We start from the raw sequence: 3051 nt of genomic DNA, 5'->3' as shown, positions 1-3051 counted from the left end.
GCCGTAGGCCTCACGCCCGAGATGCTGCCCATGATCGTCTCGGTGGGCCTGTCGCGCGGGGCCGTCGCGATGTCGCGCAAGAAGGTGATCGTCAAGCGGCTGGCCGCGATCCAGAATTTCGGCGCCATGGACGTGCTCTGCACCGACAAGACCGGCACGCTCACCATGGACCGCGTGATCCTCCAGCACCACTGCGACGTGCTCGGCGAGGAGAGCGACCGGGTGCTGCTCGACGCGCTGTTCGTGAGCCGGTTCCAGACCGGGCTCCGGAATCTGCTCGACCGGGCCGTGGTGCGGTTTGCCGAGGAGCATGGGGCGCAGTTGCCCGAGGGTTACACGCTGGTGGACGAGCTGCCGTTCGACTTCGAGCGCAAGATCATGTCGGTGGTGGTCGCAGCGCCCGACGGGACGCGGCGGCTGATCGCCAAGGGGGCGCACGACGAACTGCTGGCCCGGTGCACGAGCTTCGAGTCGCACGGCCAGGCCAAGGCCATCGAGCCCGCGGTGGTGAACGTGGTGCGCGACGAGTACGAGCGCCTGAGCGCCGATGGGTTCCGCGTGCTGGCCGTGGCCAATCGCGAAGTGCCCGTGCGCGACGACTACACCATCGCCGACGAGCGGGACCTGGTACTCACCGGATACGTGGCATTTCTGGACCCGCCCAAGGAGACCGCGGGCCCCGCCATCGCGGCGCTGCGCCGCGACGGCGTGACGGTGAAGGTGCTCACGGGCGACAACGAACTGGTGACGGCATGCGTCTGCCGCCAGGTGGGCCTGCCCAGCGCGCCGCCGCTGCTGGGGCCCGCGATCGACGCGATGAGCGACGACGAACTGGGCACCGCGCTCGACGGCGCCGGGATCTGCGCACACCTCTCCCCAGGTCACAAGCAACGGATCATCCAGGTGCTGCGCGCGCGCGGCCACGTGGTGGGGTTCCTGGGCGACGGCATCAACGACGCCCCGGCGCTCCATGCCGCCGACGTGGGCATCTCGGTGGAGTCGGCGGTGGACGTGGCCAAGGAATCGGCCGACATCATCCTGCTCGAGAAGAGCCTCATGGTGCTGGACGAGGGTGTGCGCGAAGGGCGCCGGGTGTTCGCCAACATCCTCAAGTACGTGCGCATGGGCGCCAGCTCCAACTTCGGCAACATGTTCAGCGTGGTGGGGGCGAGCGCCATGCTGCCATTCCTGCCCATGGCGCCCATCCAGGTGCTCACCAACAACCTGCTGTACGACATCTCGCAGGTGCCGATTCCCAACGACAACGTGGATCCCGAGCAGGTGCAGGCGCCGCGGCCCTGGTCGGTGTCGCGCATCCGGCGCTTCATTCTGTTCATCGGCCCCGTGAGCTCGCTGTTCGACTACATCACGTTCGGCGTGCTCTGGTTCGTGCTCGGAGCGCGGGACGTGGCGCACCAGGCGCTGTTCCAGACGGGCTGGTTCGTGGAATCGCTGATCACGCAGACGCTGATCATCCACGTGCTCCGCACGGCCAAGGTGCCGTTCCTGCAGAGCCGCTCGAGCTGGCAACTTGCCGCCACCACGCTGCTCGTCATGGCGGTCGGGGCGTGGCTGCCCTCGTCTCCGTTTGCCGCGCAACTGGGGCTGGTGCAGTTGCCCGGCGTGTACTGGGGGTACCTGGCGGCCATCGTGACCGGGTATCTGGTAGTCACGCAGATCGTGAAACGTGCGCTGTTCGGCGCAGGGCAGGTGTAGCGCCGTCCGCTCCCGGCCCACCATTATACCGGCGCATTCCCGCCGTACCATATCTGATGCGTTCCCTCAGGAGACACCGCCTTGCGTCCCATCCACGGTTGGACCGTTGCCGGCGCCGCCGCGCTCGTACTCGTTGCCGGCTGCGCGCCCACCCCGCGCGCGGCGCAGGCGTCGTACACGCCTCGCGCCCGGTACGTGACCGTCACCACGGTCGCGCTCATGGTAAAGGAGGATGCCGCCGTGCTGCCCTTTCTCAAGCAGGACTTTGCCAAGGGCGGCGTGCTGGAAGGCAAGGAGGTGTACGGATTCGAGCCGAGCACGATCACCGTCGTGGCGGGCGATACGATCCACTTTCATTTCGTGAATCCCGAGGACGACGAGCACAACTTCGTCCTTCACGACTTGTTCGTGAAGCTGCCGGGGCAGCACATCGTGGACACCACCTATGTGGCGGGCGCGCCGGGCATCTACGACTTCGCCTGCGCCATTCCCGCCCACCTGCCGATGATGCACGGCACCCTGCTCGTCTTGAGCCCAGCCGCGGTGACCGTCGCGAAATGAGGTTCGCATCGAGAGCCGCCGAACCGTCGCGAGCCGCCGGGTGCCCTTGAGCGGAATGCCGCGATTCCTGCGCCGCTGGGCTGGCGTGATGCTTCCGGAGGCGGTGAAAGCCCCATTTCGCGGACGCCTCTACGGCTTTCGCGCGCCGCGCGCCACCATGCGGGCCGAGATTCGAGAGGAGGCCGGCGGGTGCGTGGTCACGATCGACGAGGCGCTCGTGCTGCGCGCGCCGCGGGCGGTGCTGCCCGATCTGCGCTACCACCTCCAGACGAACGGCGAATCGATGGACGAGATCGCCAACCTGCTCCAGGTGGCGCGCGACCCGGGGGGGCTGCTGTTCGACGTGGGCGGCCACGTGTCGCTGCTCGCCCACCTGTTCTGCCTGGCGTCGCCGCGGAACCGGGCGATCAGCTACGAGCCTTCGCCGTCGCTGCGCCGGTTGGCGGAACAGATGCGCGCCATGAACGGCCTGAACGACCGCCTGGTTCTGAGCGCCAACGCGATCGGCGCCCGATCCGAGCGCATGGACGGGTACGTGGACGGCAACGGGCTGATCGCGTTCGGCGAACCCCCGCACCCCAGGGAGGCGATCCCGGTGGAGTTCACCACGATCGACGCCGAGTGCGAGCGCCTGGGCGTGAGCCCCTCCGTGGTGAAGATCGACATCGAGGGCTTCGAGGACCGTGCGTTGGCCGGGGCCGAGCGTCTGCTCGCGGGGCATCCTCCCATCCTGCTGCTCGAAATCCACCTCGATCTGCTCGACGCGCGCGGCGT

3 protein-coding genes are annotated in these 3051 nt (G+C 68.2%); all 3 read left to right on the top strand.

Annotated features, from left to right (window positions below):
• Positions 1-1716, top strand: a 1716-nt coding sequence (gene mgtA, locus VNF92_13545; GenBank protein ID HVA58901.1) for a magnesium-translocating P-type ATPase, incomplete at its 5' end; no start/stop codon positions are given.
• An 81-nt stretch (positions 1717-1797) separates the two neighbouring features.
• Positions 1798-2277 (top strand): cupredoxin domain-containing protein, encoded by a 480-nt coding sequence (locus VNF92_13540; protein ID HVA58900.1) that lies wholly within the window; start codon positions 1798-1800, stop codon positions 2275-2277.
• Positions 2278-2332: 55 nt separating this feature from the next.
• Positions 2333-3051: FkbM family methyltransferase (locus VNF92_13535; protein HVA58899.1), on the top strand; the 719-nt coding region annotated here is incomplete at its 3' end.

This window comes from Gemmatimonadaceae bacterium (genome assembly GCA_035533015.1).
GTDB lineage: Bacteria > Gemmatimonadota > Gemmatimonadetes > Gemmatimonadales > Gemmatimonadaceae > JAGWRI01.
Note: the sequence above shows the minus strand (reverse complement) of the source record. Positions and strands in the feature narration are given on the sequence as shown.